Annotated in this window: 20 protein-coding genes and 1 pseudogene; 8 read left to right on the top strand and 13 right to left on the bottom strand. The window is 37.2% G+C overall.

What is annotated here, in order from left to right:
- On the top strand, positions 1-1871 hold a 1871-nt coding region (locus ACFX5F_RS13565; RefSeq protein ID WP_379852542.1), incomplete at its 5' end, for an RHS repeat domain-containing protein.
- Positions 1872-2163: 292 nt separating this feature from the next.
- Here the strand turns inward: ACFX5F_RS13565 and ACFX5F_RS13560 are convergent.
- Positions 2164-2505 (bottom strand): annotated as a pseudogene (locus tag ACFX5F_RS13560) (transposase); the annotation flags it as partial.
- 172 nt (positions 2506-2677) lie between these two features.
- On the opposite strand from ACFX5F_RS13560, the gene ACFX5F_RS13555 reads away from it, so the two are divergent.
- The 3 genes from ACFX5F_RS13555 (at position 2678) to ACFX5F_RS13545 (ending at position 4829) form a co-directional block, all read left to right on the top strand.
- A complete protein-coding gene (locus tag ACFX5F_RS13555) occupies positions 2678-3232 on the top strand; it encodes an REP-associated tyrosine transposase (RefSeq protein WP_379852541.1) in 555 nt (184 codons plus the stop codon).
- 969 nt (positions 3233-4201) lie between these two features.
- Entirely contained in the window at positions 4202-4522 is a 321-nt protein-coding gene (locus tag ACFX5F_RS13550) for a DUF6943 family protein (RefSeq protein WP_379852540.1), read from the top strand.
- 160 nt (positions 4523-4682) lie between these two features.
- The gene (locus ACFX5F_RS13545) at positions 4683-4829 is read left to right on the top strand and encodes a hypothetical protein (protein WP_379852539.1); all 147 of its coding nucleotides are present in this window, start codon (positions 4683-4685) and stop codon (positions 4827-4829) included.
- Between the two features lie 72 nt (positions 4830-4901).
- Here the strand turns inward: ACFX5F_RS13545 and ACFX5F_RS13540 are convergent, their stop codons facing one another.
- Genes ACFX5F_RS13540 through ACFX5F_RS13525 form a run of 4 tightly spaced genes read right to left on the bottom strand, consistent with a single transcriptional unit; the run spans position 4902 to position 6465 of the window.
- Complete coding sequence (locus tag ACFX5F_RS13540) at positions 4902-5078, bottom strand: hypothetical protein (RefSeq protein WP_379852538.1); 177 nt, start codon at positions 5076-5078, stop codon at positions 4902-4904.
- Positions 5068-5301, bottom strand: coding sequence for a hypothetical protein (locus ACFX5F_RS13535; protein ID WP_379852537.1), 234 nt, complete (start codon positions 5299-5301; stop codon positions 5068-5070). Before ACFX5F_RS13535 ends, ACFX5F_RS13540 begins: the two co-directional genes overlap by 11 nt.
- On the bottom strand, positions 5298-5708 hold the full coding sequence (locus ACFX5F_RS13530) for a DUF5675 family protein (protein WP_379852536.1): 411 nt from the start codon (positions 5706-5708) through the stop codon (positions 5298-5300). Before ACFX5F_RS13530 ends, ACFX5F_RS13535 begins: the two co-directional genes overlap by 4 nt.
- 1 nt (position 5709) lies before the next feature.
- On the bottom strand, positions 5710-6465 hold the full coding sequence (locus ACFX5F_RS13525; protein WP_379852534.1) for a hypothetical protein: 756 nt from the start codon (positions 6463-6465) through the stop codon (positions 5710-5712).
- A 305-nt stretch (positions 6466-6770) separates the two neighbouring features.
- Here ACFX5F_RS13525 and ACFX5F_RS13520 point away from each other — a divergent pair, with 305 nt between their 5' ends.
- The 4 genes from ACFX5F_RS13520 (at position 6771) to ACFX5F_RS13505 (ending at position 10301) form a co-directional block, all read left to right on the top strand.
- Positions 6771-6989 carry a helix-turn-helix domain-containing protein gene (locus ACFX5F_RS13520; RefSeq protein ID WP_379852533.1) on the top strand — a complete coding sequence of 73 codons (219 nt, stop codon included), beginning with the start codon at positions 6771-6773 and terminating at the stop codon, positions 6987-6989.
- 5 nt (positions 6990-6994) lie between these two features.
- Positions 6995-7327 (top strand): HipA N-terminal domain-containing protein, encoded by a 333-nt coding sequence (locus tag ACFX5F_RS13515; RefSeq protein ID WP_379852532.1) that lies wholly within the window; start codon positions 6995-6997, stop codon positions 7325-7327.
- Positions 7328-7352: 25 nt separating this feature from the next.
- Positions 7353-8276: a HipA domain-containing protein gene (locus ACFX5F_RS13510; RefSeq protein WP_417398493.1), complete on the top strand. Its 924-nt coding sequence runs from the start codon at positions 7353-7355 to the stop codon at positions 8274-8276.
- 804 nt (positions 8277-9080) lie between these two features.
- On the top strand, positions 9081-10301 hold the full coding sequence (locus ACFX5F_RS13505) for a site-specific integrase (protein ID WP_379852530.1): 1221 nt from the start codon (positions 9081-9083) through the stop codon (positions 10299-10301).
- A gap of 149 nt (positions 10302-10450) precedes the next feature.
- On the opposite strand, the gene ACFX5F_RS13500 is transcribed toward ACFX5F_RS13505, so the two are convergent.
- The 8 genes from ACFX5F_RS13500 to traJ all read right to left on the bottom strand — a co-directional run bounded on the left by ACFX5F_RS13500 (position 10451) and on the right by traJ (position 16911).
- Entirely contained in the window at positions 10451-10741 is a 291-nt protein-coding gene (locus ACFX5F_RS13500; protein ID WP_073211558.1) for a MerR family transcriptional regulator, read from the bottom strand.
- 55 nt (positions 10742-10796) lie between these two features.
- Positions 10797-11234, bottom strand: coding sequence for a hypothetical protein (locus tag ACFX5F_RS13495; RefSeq protein ID WP_379852529.1), 438 nt, complete (start codon positions 11232-11234; stop codon positions 10797-10799).
- A 329-nt stretch (positions 11235-11563) separates the two neighbouring features.
- A complete protein-coding gene (locus ACFX5F_RS13490; protein ID WP_379852528.1) occupies positions 11564-12367 on the bottom strand; it encodes a hypothetical protein in 804 nt (267 codons plus the stop codon).
- Between the two features lie 26 nt (positions 12368-12393).
- Positions 12394-13239: a conjugative transposon protein TraN gene (traN, locus tag ACFX5F_RS13485; RefSeq protein WP_379852527.1), complete on the bottom strand. Its 846-nt coding sequence runs from the start codon at positions 13237-13239 to the stop codon at positions 12394-12396.
- A 19-nt stretch (positions 13240-13258) separates the two neighbouring features.
- Entirely contained in the window at positions 13259-14536 is a 1278-nt protein-coding gene (gene traM, locus ACFX5F_RS13480) for a conjugative transposon protein TraM (protein WP_379852526.1), read from the bottom strand.
- A 31-nt stretch (positions 14537-14567) separates the two neighbouring features.
- Positions 14568-15062, bottom strand: coding sequence for a hypothetical protein (locus ACFX5F_RS13475; RefSeq protein WP_379852525.1), 495 nt, complete (start codon positions 15060-15062; stop codon positions 14568-14570).
- Between the two features lie 13 nt (positions 15063-15075).
- Positions 15076-15684: a conjugative transposon protein TraK gene (gene traK / locus ACFX5F_RS13470; RefSeq protein ID WP_379852545.1), complete on the bottom strand. Its 609-nt coding sequence runs from the start codon at positions 15682-15684 to the stop codon at positions 15076-15078.
- A gap of 30 nt (positions 15685-15714) precedes the next feature.
- The gene (gene traJ, locus ACFX5F_RS13465; RefSeq protein WP_379852524.1) at positions 15715-16911 is read right to left on the bottom strand and encodes a conjugative transposon protein TraJ; all 1197 of its coding nucleotides are present in this window, start codon (positions 16909-16911) and stop codon (positions 15715-15717) included.
- Positions 16912-16922 lie beyond the last annotated feature (11 nt).

Below are 16922 nucleotides of genomic sequence, written 5' to 3'. Positions count from 1 at the left end.
ATGCAGGAAGACTCCTAAGCCAAAAACAGAAAATAAATAGTCAATTAGAAGAAATCATTGTCGCAAACACTTATGATGAGCTAGGGCAATTGATCAGTAAAGGCGTTGGGGGAAATAGCAACCAAGCGCGTTTACAAACGGTAGACTTCAAATACAACATTCGTGGATGGCTCAAGAACATCAACGATGTGAATACGATTGGTACCGATTTATTTGCTTTCCAAATCAATTACAATGACATTGCCGATGTATCCAAAAAATTATATAATGGAAACATAAGCCAAACCTTTTGGAAAACGGCAAATTCGGATTCTAGTTTAAAAAACTACATCTATACCTATGATCCTTTAAATAGATTAACCAATGCCACCGATAATTTAAACAAGTTCAATGAAAGTTTAGCTTATGACAAAAACGGAAACATTACTAATCTGACAAGGCTCGGTGAGATTGTAGGGGGCGTTCCTCTAATTACGAATCCATCTGATTTTGGCCTAATGGACAACCTAACTTATACCTATGATGGGGGCAACAAACTTCAAATCGTATCCGACAGTGCTAATGATACTTATGGATTTAAAGATGATTTTATAGGATCAGCTGCTGACACCAGCATAGATTATACTTATGACAGCAATGGCAACATGATAACCGATACCAACAAGAGCATTGGTGCAATAGCTTACAACTATTTAAATTTACCCACGCAAGTTACCATAGCAGGGCAAAAGATTAATTACGTTTATGATGCCACTGGGTCAAAACAACAAAAAATAGTAAACGGTATCACTACAGATTATGCAGGAGGATTTATTTACGAAAATGGTGCTATGAAATTTTTCTCCCAACCCGAAGGGTATGTAGCAAATAATTCCGGCACTTTTTCATACATTTACCAATATAAAGATCATTTAGGGAATGTAAGGTTAAGTTACGGAGATGGTAACAATGATGGACTTGTAAACACTAGTGAAATTGTAGAGGAGAACAACTATTACCCTTTTGGATTAAAACAAAAAGGATACAATAATGTAACAGGTTCTTTGGGAAATGCAACGGCACAGAAGTATAAGTACAACGGAAAAGAACTGCAGGACGAGCTGGGGCTTAACATGTACGACTATGGAGCTAGAAACTATGACCCTGCACTTGGTCGCTGGATGAATGTTGACCCGTTGGCGGAGAAATCACGTAGATTCAGCCCATATACATATGCTCTTAATAATCCTGTTTTCTTTGTTGACCCTGATGGAATGAAAGCTGATGATTGGATTGAACATAGAACGAGTGATGGTAAACAAGCAATAACTTATGATTCAGCAATAACAACTAAAGAACAAGCTGAAGCTAAAGGTTATAAAGGTGTTGAAAAAGTATTTAAGGATGCTACTGCTCATAGTGCTGATGGAGAGGAATTTATTGCGTTTGCCGCTGATGGAAATTATACTGTCAATAATGGAGCAAAAACAGATGTAGATGATGCCAGTTACATTACAAAAGGAGGAGTTCATATTTCTGAAAATAAAGGAATTGTTGATGCTTTAGGGGATTTTGGGCCAGGAGCATTACAAGATGGAGGAGATGCTATAACTTTAGCAGCAGTTCCTGTAAGTGCCACGGGAATCGGTGCTCCACTTGGGGCAACAATGGCTACTATAGGAAGTGGTTTTTCTGTTACTGGTACTGGCTTAGAATTACTTAATGACGCATTTGAAGGTAAATTCTCTTTTGCAAAATTTGTAAGAAAAGCAACAATTGAGGCAGTTTCGAGAAAACTTGGAGGGTCAAGTGCGTTTGGACCAACAGAACAGATAGTGAATGATAACATATTTAATCTAGGCGATAGAGCTCTAGATGAAATGGATAAGTAAAATGATAAATCTTAAAAATATTAGAATATGGAATATATATTTTATTCTATTGCAATAGCTTTCATAATTTATACACTGATAGATTTTAAAAAAAAGCCTAATGATAGTGCAGTTAATAGATATTATAATTTCAAATATTACAGAATTATAATTTTAATATTATTTGGTATTATTGCGGCAATTATATCTTTTTTTGTTAAGAAAAATTGATTGATTTGTCATTAATGAATTATTTATGAAATAAAAAACCGAGCAAATTGGACTGCACCCAAAAGTTTGGACAAATTTATAATTAATTTTGATAATAATGAGCTCGATATTGTATCGGGCTCATTTTGTTTAAATTTGATTTAATTCTTACGCTATTGTAATAGTTTATATATTTTTTAATTTCCCGCTTTAATTCATCTAAACTTGCAAATTTTTGTATGTAAAACAGTTCTGATTTTAGTATTCCAAAGAAGTTTTCTATAATAGCATTATCTAAACAGTTTCCTTTTGTTGACATACTTTGTTTAATTCCTTTTTCTTTTAACAAGTATTGATATTGTTTCATTTGATACTGCCAGCCTTGATCGGAGTGTAAAGTCAGATTTGTATCGTTGGGTATTTTTTTAAATGCTTTTTCGAGCATCGTAACCAACCCTGATGGCTCGGATATGTCGGCAACGATAGCCCAGATCGCGCAGATATGTCGTCGGAACGATAGCGCGGATTTGCAATCCGTGCCCGCAAACAAAGACAAACTAAAACAAAAAACTACAACCATCAAAAAGTTGTAGTTTTGTTATTTAAAAACAGAATTTATGTCCACAAAATATAAAGCGACTACAACAGAAGAAGCCTTTTTTATAACTATAACCGCTGTAGGCTGGATAGATATATTCACAAGGCTCAATCAGAAATACAATATCATCAATGCGTTGGAATACTGTCAAAAAAACAAAGGATTAGAAATATACGCCTATTGTATAATGTCGAGTCACATTCATTTGTTATGCAAGGGAACAAACGGTTATGTATTGTCAGACATTATGCGAGATTTTAAAAAATACACTTCAAAGAAAATCATACAAACCATTCAAGAAATGCCGGAGAGTCGACGGGAATGGATGTTGGTATATTTTACAAAAGCATGTGAGCATTTAAAAAAAGAACAACATTACAATGTATGGCAAAATGGCTATCATGCAGAAATTGTTGAAACAAATCAGTTTATAAAACAGAAAGTTAATTATATTCATAACAATCCGGTAAAAGACAAAATAGTGACATTACCAGAAGATTATTATTTTAGTTCCGCGAGAAATTATGCTGGATTGGATAATGATTTAAAAATAATTTTGCTGAATTTGTTTTGAAAGTGGAATTGGGTACGAATTACTTTGTTAGTTCACTTTGCTCATGCGCACCCCCCAATGTAAAGTAAAGGCAAACGTTTCTGAATCATACGTTTGTAAAACAAATCATTTAATAAACCACTTTTATATAATATTCCCGTTAAACATCACGGGCAATAAAGCGGTCTCTCTGCGGTCGTTCCCTTTGTTCCGTTCGGCTGTTCCAGTCGGTCGTGCCTTCCTCCATTCCACAAACACTTCACAGCACAAAAAAATAAGGCAGCCAAAAAATAGGCAACCTTATTTTTTCCGCTGTTCGTTCCTCATCTTCACACGTTCTCTTCCTGCGTTCGGCAGGGCTAGTACATCCACAATACCGCTTCATTCCGTTACACTCCGCAGGCTCCGTTACACTGCATTCCAGCAGTATTATGTCTGTCGCCCTTTATTTTTTCAGCGGTTGCTCCTTCGCACAGCCATCGGGGTTGGCTCCGCTTACCTCAATATATTTTTAAGAAACACTTAGTTAATATTTACAAATCACTTGTATAAAATCATTTTGATGAGGTCGCTTTGCCCTAAATCAAGGAACGCCTATCGGCTGTCTTATGTTTTTTCCCCGCCGTTTCACGCTGCTATTCCTTCTCTCTACTCCGCAAGCTTCGTTCCGTTCTCGGTCTAGCGTGGCTGTTCGATTGCCGCAACCCCGCCACTGCGCTCCTCATTCATTCCGCTATAATTCCGCTATCGCTTCATTTTAGCTCCATTCCTTGCGGTGCTTGGGGGTGTTAAAATCTTCAACAAGAACCTTAGTGCATTTTCTCGAAAAGAAAGAGAAAAAAAACCAGCAAATTTAGCATCCATTCCTCACTTCCAGTCGGTCGTTCCTTCCTCCGTTCCCGTTCGTCATTGCTGCTCTTTTTATGGCTTTCTTTTTTTCTCTTTTTTCTTTTCGAGAAATGATGTTTAATTTTTTAAACCAACGACACTATGCCAAATTTCATCATCAAGACCCACCAAAAAGACACTGCATACAAGGGAAACCAAATCTTTATCCTCAATAAAGGAATGAATAGTGGAAAACCCCAAAAAGAACCCTTTACCAACAGCTTCGTAATCATCTGTCCAGACGAAAAGTATGCCGAAACGGTCTACTGGCTTGCTTATAGCCTTTGGAAATCGAATTTCTGGCACCAATTTTTAATTGGATCCGTAATTCCATTTTTGCGCATAAACGATTTCAAGAAAGATTTTGAGTTTAAAGTCAATGAAATGATGCAGGAACACGAGCTGCACCAAAAACAAGTTTAGGCGTTGAGGTTGCTGGAACACTAAGAGGATCAATTGCATCAGAATATTGCACTTATCAACGAAATACGGAGAGCTATTTTAAACCGCTACTGCAGTAAATAATATTTATTAACCTAAATATCAATTATATGAAACTGTTCATTCTACACCAAACCGATTTGTGGAAAAGCAAAATTTCAAGAGTCTTTTCGGAATATTTGACAGCAGACCAAAAGCAATCGACTGTGCCAAATACAACGGATTGTTCTCCAATAATGCCAAAGTGGTCATCGAAGAAGTGACATTGAGTATTTTCGCGGAAATATAAAAAACAAGAAAGCCTGGTCTTGCGACTAGGCTTCCTTGGGTACTCTGGAAAAGGTTACCAATCATAACCAGACTATTTATTTTTAGATTTTGTCAACCATTTTAAAAGGAGCGAAACCATAAAACTGGCAGTGGCTCCCACGACCGCTAAGATAATTGTTTTTGCAATATCTTCCGAAAGAATATTGGGCAAAACGCTCAAAAATGTTCCAGATGCAGTTCCAGTTCGGAGAGAAATATTAGTCTCCATCTCTCGGTTTATTTAGGTTCTCCTCCGCAACAGTCATTTGACTTACTGCCGAAATCACTCCACCGGCCACAGCCATATAACCTGCAACAGCGACCACTGTTGCGGGTAAAATAATAGGTGCAGCCACAATTATTCCACTAATGGCCAACAAAGCCAAACCTATACTTCTTAATATCTTGAAAAACTTGGGTGTGGGTGCTTTTATTCTTTCTACTATTTTCATACTATTTCTTTTTTAGACTGGATACTAATTTTTATTTCTTCTTTACGTTCTAAAGCTGCATAAACCATCGTTTTGAGCTTTTCCAACGCTTTTCGGGAATTACTGCCCTTTCCAATTTCGGTATGCTTGGTTACAGGAGCAATGCAGCCCATCAACTCTTTTCTGGCGTCATTGGCGGGATGGATTAAAATCAAATCTCTTCGCGGAACATTCATCAAATGCAAGTGCCATTTGAATTTTGGGCTAAACCGCTTCTGTAAGATATATTCTCCCTCGGGAATGCAAGAAATCCACTTTTGGTTTCCCAACCAGGGCAATTCGATGGTATAACAAACTATTGTGCCGTTCCATTCCAAAACCCCTTGCGTTCCCTCAGGGAAATACGTCCTATTTAACACTAAAACCATCTTAAAGCCCGCTTACCTGAACCAAAGCCAATGGATTAAAAGATCCATTTTTTAAAGGATACATTTTACCGTTTACCTCTTGAAAAAATTCAAGACCTAAAGCCAAAAACAATGGTTTTGTGCTGCCTGGAGTGACTGGATTAGCATGATTGATAGCAACGGTTTGATTCGAATCCCAAGGTAGAATATCCGTTTCCGAAGTAGCAACGACAAAGGTTTCTGCTTCAAAATCAATTTCCGCACCTGCAGATATGATTTTGAAATGAGTAGTTCCACTAGCAGCCGCAATCATGTTCGCAGGAACAAACGGCAATAAATCAACCATAATATCACCAGTAGCACGGTCAATCGTCCCCACAAAAGGAGCAAATAAAGCAGTGCCCAGCTTTCCTCTAATGTTGAATTCGAAACCGGCAAGTAATTCTGCCTCACCATCAATAACATTTCGCAATCCTCGCTCACTTACCATGTCCGCCTGAATGACTTTAATCATAGATTGAGTCAATCGACTTACCATTCTGCTATCAGCAGAATTAATCAGCAAAGTTCGCATTGCCGTTCTCAAAACTTTGCCTGCCTTTCCTGCTCTTCCAAATTCGGCTCCATTCTCGCGCGTTCTCTGGAACGCAGGATCGCTCGCAATTCTGCTTGCATCAATGCCGCCTTTTTCACGTGCTAAATGCCCATCTTTGGTTTTGTAAAAAGTAATATCCCCGATAGTACCTTTTAACTTAATTATGCCTTTTTGCCTTGCCATAATTTCTAAAATTTTAAATTAATAATTGTTTCAAATTCCCTCAATCATCATCCTGTTGCAACACCTTTCGATTGATTTCTAAACAAAGATTACACTTAAACAAATAATTTAGAACACAGCTATATTCCATATGTCCTACAGTGGTATAAATGTCATTTATAAGCATAAATGTCACTCTGTATCGGAAATAGAACCGAACAATATTTATATGCTTTTACATATAAATATATTTTATTTAAATGAATTATATGCTTTTACATATAATTTACTATATTTACTTAAAATCAATGCAAAAGCATATAATTATGAACACACTAGCCGATTTTGTAAAAGAGAAAAGAAACGAAGTAAAACTCACTCAGGAAGCCTTTGCGGAACGCGCTGGAGTAGCACTTACCGTCATTCGAAAAATAGAACAAGGAAAAGAAAACCTCAACCTCGAAAAAGTAAACCAAGTGCTCAAAATGTTTGGGCATACCTTGGCACCGGTAAATGCAAGGGAATTATTCAAAATTGAAGACTAAATAATATGAGAAAAGCATCCGTATATTACAAAGAGTTTCTGGCGGGCATCCTCACCGAAACAGACGACGGGGACTACATCTTCGAATACGACCAAAATTATGCATTGGAACATTTCAAAGAAGGAATCACCTTAACGATGCCGGTCAGGTCAAAAAGCTATACAGACAAACGATTATTTCCTTTTTTCGAAGGATTGATCCCAGAAGGCTGGCTTTTGGATATTGCATCCAAAAACTGGAAAATAAATCCAAATGACAGAATGGGCTTGCTCTTGGCTTGTTGCCAGAATTGCATCGGAGCGGTTAGTATTCAACCAATATCAAACGAAAATGAGTAAGAAGTGTCTATATTGCTACAAACCATTGGAGGACAAAAGTGTTGGTGATTTCCACGAACAGTGCAGCCTAGAGTTTTTCGGCACCAAACAGCCACCAGTATTCGAGCATTCATTAAAACAAATGGCAGAATTGGCTAAAAACGTGGTGGAACGGAGTGTGGCAGTTCCAGGTGTACAACCAAAACTATCCCTATCCATCGTGAATGACTCTCTGCAGGACGGAAACAAAGGGCGTCTTACCGTTGTTGGAGCCTTGGGAGGAAATTACATTTTCAAACCACCATCCGACCAATTTACTGAAATGTCCGAAAACGAACACCTGACGATGCGCATTGCCGAAGCTTTCGGAATCAACACCGTAAAGTCTAGCTTGATCAGATTGCAATCCGGCGAACTATCTTACATTACTAAACGCATCGACCGAACAGACTCGGGAGAGAAGATCCATATGCTCGATATGTTCCAGATCACGGAAGCTTTTGATAAATACAAAAGCTCGATGGAAAAAGTAGGCAAAGCTATAAATGAATATTCGGACAACACCCTGTTGGACAAATTGTATTTTCTGGAATCGGGTGTTTTCAGTTTCCTCACCGGAAACAATGATATGCATCTGAAGAATTTTTCGATGATCTATTCTAATGAAACCTGGACATTGGCTCCAGCCTATGATCTACTGAATGTGGCCATAATAAATCCGGACGACACCGAGGAACTGGCATTAACGATAGAAGGCAAAAAGAAAAAACTCAAATGGGAAAATTTCGAAAGACTCGGTATCAACCTCGGTCTTAACGAAAAACAAATAAAAGGAATCGCAAAACGCTTCCAGAAAAACAAGGTCATCGCCTTCCAATGGATCAATAATTCATTCCTATCGGAGGAATACAAGGAGAAATACAAGACCCTATTGGAAGAAAGATACCGTAGCTTGTTTCTGCGGGAATAAACGCATCCTTTTTTTGATTAATTTTACTCCAAGAAACTTTGGCCAACAGTACATTAGTGTATCTCAAAGCCCAATCAAAGCCATAGATAGAGTATGAGAACCGAAAACAAGAGATTGTGTATCTACCCGAAAGACATACAACGCATAACAGGAAAGAGTTATCGTCAAAGTATTAGACTGCTTCAAAAAATTAGACAAGCGCTCAATAAGCTCCAAAATGAGTTTGTATCTATTGAGGAATTTTGCCAATACACCAGCCTAAAAATTGAACAAGTTGAACCCTTGATAATTGGATAGAAATTAAATTTTAGGCAACTAAATTTTGAACTTTACCAGTTCAAAAAATATTGTCTAACCAGTTCAAATTATTACAATTAATCATTAATTCCAGCAAAAAAATCCTTATATTTGAGTAATTGAAATTTAGAACAATTTGCTAACATATTGAGAGGTGTCAGTTGAGGTGTCACTTAAAATAAAAGCTTTGCGAAGTCTTATTTTACAGCACTTTAAAAAAATAAACAAATCCCTCTTTCTCCGCCACATAAGGTTTCAAAAGAAACTTTAAAAATCAAAAGCCTTTAAATAGTAGTATTTAAAGGCTTTTTCGTTTTTTATAATATGTCAAAAAGCACCTATAGAATCAAAGAACAGTGACCCTATTGGTGACCCTATTTCATTTTCTGCCTTTTTAGAGAAAACAGGGTCACTAAATCGGAAGAATTCCCCGGGAATTCCCAGCCACCACTAGTAACTTTCAAAGTTTTTAAATCAATTTGATTATTAATTTAAAAACAAGAAGTTATGTTAAAAGTAATTTTTTACCTCAAGGCCGGAAAGGCCAACAAAAAGGGAGAATCTCCTATTTTTGCCCGTGTATCTTACAACCAACAGTCAATCACGATGACTACCGGCAAATCAATCCTAAAAGAACGGTGGCTATTTACCAAAAACCTAAGAACAGTGCTAAAACTTGAAAAAGAAAAGGTTTTAAAACACAGTTTAGATCTTTTTCAATTGAATCTCGAAAAGAAATTTAATGAACTAACCAAAGTAAGTCCCGATATTTCATTGGTGCAGGTTAAAAATGAGTTTAACGGTAAAACTACTAGTCAAACAAAAGGGGCAAGCATTGTAGAAATTATGGATAAGCACAATGTTTACTTTGAAAAAAAAGTAACGGCTGGAGAGCGATCTAAAGCTTCATTCCAAAAGTATGGACGTTCTAAGGAATTACTCGTAAACTTTATGAAACAGCAGTACGGCGTCGAAGATCTTCCTTCAAATGAGGTTTCCAGCGCTTTTGTTTTCAATCTTGAATCGTATCTAAAGTATGAAAGTAATTTTAAAGGACGAATAGGCATTAAAAACAACTCAATGGTAAAATATATGAGAATGTACAAAACTGCCTGTAATTATTGCATCAGAATGGGATTACTGGAGAAAAATCCATTTAATCTTTACGATGGAAAGTTAAGTATTAAAGACGCTGTTTTTCTAACCCAAGAAGAATTAGATCGAATAGAAAATAAGAAATTTTCAGTGGAACGTTTGGAACGGATTAAGGATGTATTCCTTTTTAGCTGCTACACGGGTTATGCCCCCGTTGATGCCTCTAATCTTACGGCTAGTAATATATTCCAAGATAGCAGTGATTCACTTTGGATTATGACTAATAGAACCAAAACAGCAATCAGAGCTAACGTCCCTATTCTACCTCTCACCCTGAAGATCATTAATAAATACAAAAATCTTCAAATTGGACTGATACCTCAGATTTCCAATCAAAAAATGAATGCTTATCTCAAGGAGATTGCTGACTTGTGCGGTATAACTAAAAATTTAACGTGGTACGTGGCAAGGCATACCTTTGCAACAACGGTAACGCTTGGGAATGGAGTGAGGATTGAAAATGTTTCATCAATGATGGGTCATACTAATATTAAGCAGACACAACATTACGCAAAAGTATTAGATGTAAATGTGATGGAGGATATGACTAAGCTAAAACAAAAATATAGCTGATCACCAAATACAAGATACTTAAAAGAAAATTCAATTAAATAACAAAAGGACTCCAATTGGAATCCTTTTGTTATTTCTAAGTGTACATCCATCAAAAAATGAAGAAAGACTTACTATTTACCTGCCAAAAAACAGATTTAATTTGCCTTTTATTTCTCATTTTCGGATAATATTTTTTTAATTTTAGTAGATTCATACAAATATATATCACCCAGTTTGGTAAAAGGCAGTACTCCGGTCTGTCGGTATTTGATAATGGTATTATTTGATAATCCGAATAGTTTTTTCAAATCCTCATTCCTGTAGTAGCGATTAGATTCGTTGATTTTCTCGGCTTTAATCTTACCATCAATTTTCTCTAATCGGGTATACAAAGGATCTAACAATTGCTTGATTGCCGCTAAATAAGAGAATTTGTTTTCTTTTCCTTGTTTTGACATAAGACATTTTTTTATGATGAATGAAGATGCAATGGGATAACAAAACTATAAAAAACTACCTTTTAGTTAGTTTATGCTTTCTTTCTTGTAAAATAGCAATAATTTTATCTAGAAATCGTAACTGTTTATCTCGATAAGTAAAGCCTTTAGATTCAGAAAATTGTTTGCTGATAGTGTCGATTTCGACTTGTAAATTAGAATCCCCGGTATAGGTAAAGTTTGTTTGTATAAAATGCTGCATTTTGCTCCGATTGCAGTTTTGACCTTTAGCTCTAAAAAATAAAATTTCTTCATCCATAAGAATGTAGAAGAATTGTGCCAAATCACTTTTATTAAAGTTTGTGCTGCATTTTTCCTGTATGAAATATCTTTTTTTCCTATCATTATGCCCATAAATATGATTCTTTTCATTTAACAATGTTTCGATAGATTCCATCTTTCCATATAATGTTTCCACTGCATTGGGAAGTTCCGCAATTGTTAACTTTTTCATCGTTCTAGATCTTAAATTTGACTTCGTATATTAGATATAGGGTAAGGGAAATAAATGGTACTCCCCTGGTTTCGTTTACGAGTTGACTCATACTTGATATAACCATATTCGCTTAATTCTCGCATGCATTTATAATATGTTTTAGGGGAAGAAATTTTGGCTATGTCCATAATCTCGTATCTGTATGCCCGTATCGGATTAATAAAACCCTTACCTGCTCTAAACTGCAATAGAGCGACATATATACCGATATGCGTGATGCTAATTCGGTAATCATCCTGTATTGCTTTAAAGAAATCGGATAAGGGTTTTAATACTTCCATCAGGATCTACATTGAATTAGACTGCTTTTTTTTTCTCTTTTTAGCTTCCTGCGGAGCGGCAGGTCCATCATCATCGCTACTTTGGCTCTGTCTTTTATTATCTTGCTTCATTGCTGTACTTTGCCCTTCAGATTGCTTTTCCTCTTTCGTCTGGCGGTTATCAATACGTTTCAGATTCCCATCGTATGCATTGATGGTTTTGAATTGAGGATTGGCTTCAATATAATGCTTGACTTCTTTACCATCCTGTAAGAAAGTAGCTGATTGCAGGTTTCCTTTTTTTAGGGAATCCATCAAATCTTCTTTAAATTTTGCATTTTCCAATTCTTTGATTGGATGTTTGGACAGTGCTGACTCCAAATCATAGCCATAGTTCTGATGGTACTGGTTGAGCTTGAAATTGCCACTGTTATCCGCTTCCTTAAAATCCATCTGAACCCAAGAATTATAAACCTGACCTTCTTTACTGGTCAGGTCCTTATTCACTGCTCTTCCTTCCATAAGGTTATACGCTTCCTTCATAGTAATATTACTTCCCTTATTGATGTAAAAGGTCTGCTCCAATGATTCCTTAGAATTGTCTTTTTGCAAATCCACCTTATAGGAATTAAAGAAATACATATCACTCTGATCCGACTTCTTAAAATTCAATGTAGCTAACGCAATATCGTTTCCGTAATGAGCATCGTGATTCAATGTAAAACTCGGAGTTTGTTGCTGCATTTTTTCCTTTAACTCATTTTCCAGTCCTTCACCGAAACCGGTGTACTTAATCTGGTCTTTTAAGTATTCAAAATTTTTCTCGTTCATGACTCTTTTATTTAAATGATTAATAACTACAAAGTCGGTAAGACTATGACTTTTTCAATTTTTTTGTTCTTTACATCCAATTCCATATGTCTACCTCCATTCTTTTCCATCAGCTGTATCGCCAAGTATTTATCTTCTGGAATCGTAAATTTAGATAGCGCAAACACGAACGTATTTTCTGCCTCTCCGTCAATAGCAGCGACATTATTAAGAATAAAAATTGGTGAAATTTCAATTTCCTGTGTGGCGGTTCGTTTTACTTTTTTAGTATCCCGAATAAAAAAACGGAGCTGGTCAATATCATACTTTATTTTAGAACTGTTTTCGACTATTAGCCTGAAAAACATGATATCGTTTTGGATAAAAATTCCATTTAATTGAAATTTGATTTCATGTCTATTTTCCTTTCCACCTCGGATTTTGCTCTTTTCATAGAAAGCTAACTTGGAATATTCTTGTATCTCCTCCTTGTTACCGCTTTCATCTGAAAAATAGATTTCCTGTCGCTCCAGTTCTATTTTATTCACAGAGAGATTCAATTGAGGGGATAGTTCATCATAATTCAGAACAAAAGAATACAATTTTCCATCTGCTGTAACTACGGTAAGATTGGTTTGAATGAACCCCCGTTGTGCAGCCTTAATCTGCAGTATATTCTCAAGTCCCTTGGCTTTTTGAACCAATATATCCTGACTACCGCGATCAACACTCTTAATAGCATAGGGAAATACAATATTGGTTGTTTTTGCATACCCAATAGCTACAGAATCGGACTCAATTGTAGTTAGACGATTTTTGTCTGTCTGCTGCGCAAATGCACCGATGGTAAAGAGTACAGTATAGACCATTACCATTTTTTTTAAGTTCTTCATAGTAAATAATTTTTGGTTTTTAATTAGAATCCTTTTGTTTTTGATTTTCATCCCGAAGCAATACCTCATAGCCTGACTTGACCACTACTTTGATAAGCTTTGCTTTTTTACTGAAAAGTGTTTTAGCCGCCTCGAGACCTACCCCAGCTGCTTGTGCTCCCCATGAATTGTCCAGAGATGCAACGCCTAGTGTTTGAACAGCGCGGTCTGCAGATGCTTTGGCCACTTCGCGATTAATTGCTCCAGGCATGTAAATACCGATGAGTCCATCCAAATCGTAAACGGTGAGATCAACAGGGAATAACGAGTTCTCATATCGAATACTATTGATTTTTATTAGGAGTCTTTCCCCCTGTAAAGATGCTATTCCAAACAAAAAATTATTCTTTGGGATTTCAACTCCATTGATAAAAATAGCATTGCTCAGCCTCAGCTTTATTGTGGACCCATTTACAATAGTCTGCGTTTCATGTATAACAGCAGTTATTGCATTTTGAACATAATCCGCTATTGCTAGGTCATCCAAAGAAAAGAAGGTATTGCCTTTAAGCCTCGTACCAGATACAGTACCATTTGAAGAAGTAGTTTGCAAGGAAGAAATATTGTCTTCCACTGTTGAAGTAGTAATGGAAAATACCTGTCCCCGTTTGGATTCGGAAACCTTTCGCAATTTTTCCTCTACCCTGTCAGGATGCTGAATGTCTAATATGCTTTCCAGCATGCCGCTGAGTTGCTTCAATTCAGGGTCTGGTTCATTACTATGGGTATTCATCGATGTCATCATTTCTTCCATCTTTTCAACATCTTCGGACTCCAACGCATTTGCATTTCTATTGGCAAAATTCTTCGAATTTCGACTTGGTGCCGGAGCAATGGGGGCATTTATTACTCTTTGTAACGCTTCCAGCTTTTGATGTACTTTCACTTCATTAGGATCACGATACATAAGGGCATTTAAGCCTGTAGGGGATTTTCCAGAAGGGATTCGATTAGTAGAGATGGCGCCCGTTTCTGTTGAATCTTCCTGAAAAGACTGACTGAGATAGTTGGGATCCTTCTTAATTAGCTCTTCTAGTTTAATTGAGTCAAGTGCTGCCTGATCATAGTAATGCATTTTATCCAAATTAGGACCTTCTTTCAAGTTTGCGTCCGGAAGTTTTATATTAAATCCTTTTTCCTCCACAACCGAAGCATTCGCTGCATCCATTTTTCCTCCCCCCAAGACCCAAAACAAAATTGTAATAAAGGGCAACACTACAAATGGCATCACTAAAAGTATTTTGCGTTGTCTCAACATTTTTGGTGATTTCTTTTTTTCTTCCATGATATTATTTTTTAAATTGTGAGTGATAATACTTTTCTACTATGGTAAGACTATCCAGTAATCCAGGACGGTATCGCATGATGCTGTCTTGGACTTTCTTCCCAGTAGCGCTATGTCCCAGACGCTCCATATACCTTCGAAAGCGTACTGTTTTTTCAAATTCAGCTTTGCTAATTGGCACGTTTAACTTGTCCTTTTCAGCGGCTTGTCTGCCATTTGTTGATTTTACAATCGTTGTAATAGCTTCAACATTAATCGCAGTGTCTGAAAAACTGCCAATCATCAGATAGATACTGTAACCGCTCGTTAAAACTGTAAAACAGATCAGAATCAAAATCCAGCTTTTACGTGATAAATGGGCTGTTTTTCTCTCCATCCAATGCGCGCACTTATGTTGTACTCGAAGATTGGCTTCTTCAAATTGCCGCAACAGATTTCCTTGAAAGTAATCCGCTTTGTCGGGGGCCTTTTTATTGTTTCTTTTAAAGGAGAATAGCATAAAATGAGGTTTATTATTTTCTGTTTTCAGTACTCAAATCCCTATTTTCGATCGTATTCCATCGCTCTACTAAAAAGCCATGCGGATTATTGTCACTTCGCGAAACATTGCGAAGATTCCCCTCTGTTATTAAACTGCGGTGGGCAACACTAGTAGTTCGTACGATATTTTGAGTGGCATAACATCGAAAATGGTAGGGATATTTATTAATGTCTACGGCAACACTGTCCACCTGTATGGTTTGACTGATATTTCCTGAAATTATGCCGGAATAATACCCGTTCTCTTTCAGATCATCATAGATCCGTTTTGCACTGTCATCTGCTAGGTACAGTGCCTTGGTAACATTAGTTTTTATCACTTTATCATCTGGATCAAGAGTGAAGAATAACTTATGAAAGGTCACCACATGATCCCTTGCCTCCACTGGAATATTATCTTTTCTGTCGGAAGCATACGCTTCTAGTGCTTTCCCATTAGCCAATATATAGACCTTCTCTTGCATCTGCGATACAAGACTAAAACTCTTATAAAGGGCAAAACAACTCATTATCAAACTTCCGCCAACCACCAACATAGTAAAGCCGCGTACATGGCGAAAGGCCGTGTCAATATTCTTCATTTTACTAAACATAATGCGTTTTTTTAACCGTTAGGAATTGCCTCTTAATTTATCGCCCATATAACTCTCCTTGTCTTTGAAGTAAGGAGACGAACTGCTGGATCCAGACATGCTTTGAGACATTCGCCCTGCTGCATTGCCCATACCATCCACCACCATTCCTGCACCTGAGGAGACACTGTTAACAGCTGAAGTTGTAGTATTGCTAAAAATACTGGTTACTTTTTGACCTAAGGCCCCACCGCCACCGGCGTGTACTATATAATTTGCAACCGAAGGAACAGTGAAGTAGCCGACAATCCCAATGATCATAAACACCAGATAAGCCATATCGGTTTTGCTAAAAAAAGTATCCCCATAGTCATTCGCTTGTGCGATGTCCAGTTGCAGCATCTTCTCCTGTATCTTTCCTATGATACTGCCGAAAATATTGGCAACCGGAAGCCATATGTAAATATTAATGTATCGTGCCAGCCAAACCGTAAGTGTATGTTGAAAACCATCGAAAACTGAAATACCAAAAACTAGGGGCCCCAAAACAGAAAGTACTATAAGTTGAAAAGTTCGAAGGGTATCGATACACAGTGAAGCCGCTTCAAAAAGAACCATTAAAACTTCACTCATCCATTCCTTTACTGAATTACGAAAATTGAACGAGGCCTTGGACATGGCAAATTTTACATCATTTCCTATTCCTTCAAAGCTGCCCTCATCAGAAGGATTGGCATCATCATGCGTGTATTTATACCATTTGTCACGGTCTCCACTCCCGTCCTCACCGACATACATCTGCCAAGCATTCGTACTCTTGATTGCTTCTTCTTTTTTTTGTAGTAGTAATTCAATCGCTTTATTCGAACTTTCCACCATCGATGCGGTTGCCGTAACAGTAGGTTTCATTACTCCATTGATCATATCCAATACGGAAGGGAAAATCATAATGCAGAATCCGATAACAAAAGGACGGAAAAGTGGATAAAAATCGATAGGTTCAGCACTTGCGATATGCCGCCAAACCCGGGAGGCGATATACCATATGGCTCCAAATCCCGCAATTCCCTGCCCAACTCCCAGCAAGTTGCTGCATAAAGGCATCATCTCATCATATAATTGATCTAGTACGCTATGCAAACTGTTCATATCATCCGCCAGACCTTGTGAAAAGCCGGCAATAGGCAACACCAGTCCTACGGCTGCAAATAATGCAGCCTTGCTTTTAATCATCATAATCCAATTTT

The organism is Flavobacterium zhoui (assembly GCF_042787235.1).
Lineage (GTDB): Bacteria > Bacteroidota > Bacteroidia > Flavobacteriales > Flavobacteriaceae > Flavobacterium > Flavobacterium zhoui.
The sequence above is the reverse complement of the archived record's forward strand: the minus strand, read 5'-3'. Positions and strand labels throughout refer to the sequence as shown.

Bases quoted from the DNA above. Each gene is read 5' to 3' on its own strand.
- ACFX5F_RS13490 (WP_379852528.1), bottom strand. From the start codon at position 12,367: ATGAACGAGAAAAATTTTGAATACTTAAAAGACCAGATTAAGTACACC.
- traK (WP_379852545.1), bottom strand. From the start codon at position 15,684: ATGAAGAATATTGACACGGCCTTTCGCCATGTACGCGGCTTTACTATG.
- ACFX5F_RS13495 (WP_379852529.1), bottom strand. From the start codon at position 11,234: ATGAAAAAGTTAACAATTGCGGAACTTCCCAATGCAGTGGAAACATTA.
- ACFX5F_RS13535 (WP_379852537.1), bottom strand. From the start codon at position 5,301: ATGAAAATAGTAGAAAGAATAAAAGCACCCACACCCAAGTTTTTCAAG.
- traM (WP_379852526.1), bottom strand. From the start codon at position 14,536: ATGTTGAGACAACGCAAAATACTTTTAGTGATGCCATTTGTAGTGTTG.
- ACFX5F_RS13525 (WP_379852534.1), bottom strand. From the start codon at position 6,465: ATGGCAAGGCAAAAAGGCATAATTAAGTTAAAAGGTACTATCGGGGAT.
- ACFX5F_RS13515 (WP_379852532.1), top strand. From the start codon at position 6,995: ATGAGAAAAGCATCCGTATATTACAAAGAGTTTCTGGCGGGCATCCTC.
- ACFX5F_RS13475 (WP_379852525.1), bottom strand. From the start codon at position 15,062: ATGCTATTCTCCTTTAAAAGAAACAATAAAAAGGCCCCCGACAAAGCG.
- ACFX5F_RS13550 (WP_379852540.1), top strand. From the start codon at position 4,202: ATGCCAAATTTCATCATCAAGACCCACCAAAAAGACACTGCATACAAG.
- ACFX5F_RS13500 (WP_073211558.1), bottom strand. From the start codon at position 10,741: ATGTCAAAACAAGGAAAAGAAAACAAATTCTCTTATTTAGCGGCAATC.
- ACFX5F_RS13505 (WP_379852530.1), top strand. From the start codon at position 9,081: ATGTTAAAAGTAATTTTTTACCTCAAGGCCGGAAAGGCCAACAAAAAG.
- ACFX5F_RS13530 (WP_379852536.1), bottom strand. From the start codon at position 5,708: ATGGTTTTAGTGTTAAATAGGACGTATTTCCCTGAGGGAACGCAAGGG.
- traN (WP_379852527.1), bottom strand. From the start codon at position 13,239: ATGAAGAACTTAAAAAAAATGGTAATGGTCTATACTGTACTCTTTACC.
- ACFX5F_RS13540 (WP_379852538.1), bottom strand. From the start codon at position 5,078: ATGGAGACTAATATTTCTCTCCGAACTGGAACTGCATCTGGAACATTT.
- ACFX5F_RS13520 (WP_379852533.1), top strand. From the start codon at position 6,771: ATGAACACACTAGCCGATTTTGTAAAAGAGAAAAGAAACGAAGTAAAA.
- traJ (WP_379852524.1), bottom strand. From the start codon at position 16,911: ATGATGATTAAAAGCAAGGCTGCATTATTTGCAGCCGTAGGACTGGTG.
- ACFX5F_RS13555 (WP_379852541.1), top strand. From the start codon at position 2,678: ATGTCCACAAAATATAAAGCGACTACAACAGAAGAAGCCTTTTTTATA.